The sequence below is a fragment of the Ruminococcus sp. genome (assembly GCF_017650195.1).
Taxonomy (GTDB): domain Bacteria; phylum Bacillota; class Clostridia; order Oscillospirales; family Ruminococcaceae; genus Ruminococcus.
The window spans coordinates 1-2,577 of the sequence record NZ_JAGCFH010000151.1 but is presented as its reverse complement, the minus strand read 5'-3'; the positions used below and the strand labels follow the sequence as shown (position 1 = coordinate 2,577).

The 2,577-nt window shown below is 43.0% G+C and carries 3 protein-coding genes; 1 reads left to right on the top strand and 2 read right to left on the bottom strand.

Annotated features, from left to right (window positions below; all coding sequences use genetic code 11):
• The first annotated feature begins 31 nt into the window (after positions 1-31).
• On the top strand, positions 32-367 hold the full coding sequence (locus J6U00_RS06830; RefSeq protein ID WP_296580443.1) for a hypothetical protein: 336 nt from the start codon (positions 32-34) through the stop codon (positions 365-367).
• Between the two features lie 474 nt (positions 368-841).
• On the opposite strand, the gene J6U00_RS06825 is transcribed toward J6U00_RS06830, so the two are convergent.
• On the bottom strand, positions 842-2,101 hold the full coding sequence (locus J6U00_RS06825; RefSeq protein ID WP_296580441.1) for a hypothetical protein: 1,260 nt from the start codon (positions 2,099-2,101) through the stop codon (positions 842-844).
• Positions 2,102-2,278: 177 nt separating this feature from the next.
• The coding region (locus J6U00_RS06820; RefSeq protein WP_296580439.1) for a sensor histidine kinase at positions 2,279-2,577 on the bottom strand (299 nt) is incomplete at its 5' end.

The following is a 2,577-nucleotide window of genomic DNA, read 5'->3' as shown; positions in this document are numbered from 1 at the left end:
GTATAATAGAAGCCATAGGAGGTGCATTATTATGGCAAAGATATATTGTCATGTCAGCGAACATGAAAAGGAAATCCTCGAACTAAAAGAACAAGGCTATACCAAAAGAGAAATTGGGCAGAAATTAGGATTCACAGAAAAGCAAATACATAATTTCATAACCCGAATTAACCGAAACAAGCGCAAACTGGCAGCAGGAGTACCTGTTAGAAAGAAAGGACGTCCTGCCAGCCGAGAACTGAATCCAGAATCAGATAAGCTATCTGAATTACGGTATATAGTTGCGCGACAAGAAGCCAAGATTAAGGCGCTCGAAATGGAAAACGAGCTTATGCGGGATTTTCTCTCGCTTACAGAAAGGAAGTGAAAGCGGCTGTCAAATATCTGGTCATCTATCGGCATAAGGAAAAATACAGTATCACCGAGATGTGTCGTTTCTTTGAGGTGTCTCGTAGCGGATACTACGACTTTGTAAAGCGCATGGACAAGCCTGCAAATGATCTGAAGCTCTCAGAGCTGATTCGTGAATGCCAATTTGAAACAAAGCAAGCCAGTCACTTGGCAGCGAGCTTATGGAGTTTTATGCTTCAAACAGCCGAAAGAGCAATATTTCCGTTACGGATAACTGGAACCTCATATTGTAACTGCAAACGCTGAAGCAATCACATAAAAAAAATAGGTTTTTCAGTTTGGACAGTACCAATACAGAAGTATTCCATCAAAACCATTATGAAAAAACTATACCGCAGGCTATGAAACAAAACAGGCAGATACTTCATTATCGAGGTATCTGCCTGTTTCATTATAGTTTAATTCAATACTTCAAAGGCGGAAAAAGGTTTTAACTGATCTCAGATTCATGCTTTCGTTTCAGACAGAATGCGTGTGTGCGAGATGGTGCGTATCTCTCCTCAAACGGTTCGCAGTCCGGGTTTATCAGCCAGCCCTGAACATTAATAAGCCCCAGAAATTTTGTATCATCAACAGGGATGATCTCTATGCCCTTTATATCTGATGTGTAGTATGGAGTCTGGATATGATCAATTATCATTTCATTATTAATGAGGTCAGAGGCATCGATGTCGATGAGCATTTCCTGTTCGCCATCGTCACGAATACCTATCAGTTTGCTGCTTGTATTAATGAAAAGTCGGTACTTACCGCAGCCTTTCATAACTCTGAAGTATGGTCCGGAGATACTGTAGCTTTTTAGTTCCCAATTATCCTCGGTGGCATAGAGTGTCTGTCCGCAGCTGCCGGATTCAAGGTCAAATTCAGAGACAACAGCTTCACGGATATAGCTGCAGTCAGGAACACTATCCACTTTTTTCCGAAGCAGCACAGGCTTGTCATCACGATCAAAGAAGAGGTATTTCTCATTGTAGGAGTCATCCTCCTTGTTTATATCTGATACGGCAGATATGTCTGCTGTTTCCTTGTCGATCTGCAAGACTTTGCCGTCATACAGCGTCAGATACAGCATCCCGTCCACACATTCAAAATCACCATCAAGTCTGTAAGCCGACATTTGATAATCCTGAAGCCCGTTTGCGGGAATTGCGGATATTAATTCGCCGTTTTTTGCATAGCGGCAGAGGAGATATGGCTCGATTTCCGTATGGTCCTCGTTTTTGACGATTCCCCAGATCCCGTCATCTTCAATGTCAAACCATCGGTACGTTGTACTGTAGTATTGTTCCTGATCTGACGGTGATGTAAGCACAAACGCTTCTGATGTCTGCATATCCTCGCTGATGTGCAGATAAGTCAGCTGCCTATTCTCATTGTAGGCAATACAGCCGATCCCGTTTTCTGTCCGTTCTGCAATTTCGCAGTTTAAAATACCATCAGGCAGCTTGATAGAGTCACAGCGGACAGTGTTCGTCAGAGGAGTGTTATCCGTTGTAGGCGGCTGAGTCTCTGTCAATGCCTGTGTGGTACTGCTCTGTTCTGTTGTGGCAGTCTGTGTGCTGCTGTTATGCTCTGATTCAGCAGTATGTATGGTACTGCTCTGCTCAGGAGCGGGAGTCTGTGTATGCTGACAGCCTGTGAGCAAGAGTGCTGCCAATGTCATGGCAGCAACATAGTGTTTGTATTTCATATTCATTCTCCTTCATTCAATCAAGTCTGTATGGTGGATATCTCCGTTTTATTCAAATAAATTCTGATATCATAATTAATGTATGCTTAACAATTATATCATGACATCTCCGTGAAGTCAATAAAAAGCCCTCACAGCCGATACTGTGAGGACTCTGTTGTTTACTTGGAATCCGGTTCAGAACACGATCCTGAACAGAATGCCGTCTGTTATGCGCTCGGCTGAAATATTCCACCCGTGAAGCTCGATCAACTCCTTTGCAAGGGACAGTCCTATACCAGTATTGCCGTCGCGCCCTGTATAAAAGCGGTCAAAGATATGTTTGAAAGTATCATCGGACAGCGGAGCACAGTCATTGGAGATACTTATTCCCTCTTTGGTACATGAAACAGCTACCTTTGTCTGAGCATATTTTACTGCATTCATAAGCAGATTTGATATTGCGTGTTCAAGCCTGTCAACGTCAGCACTGACTT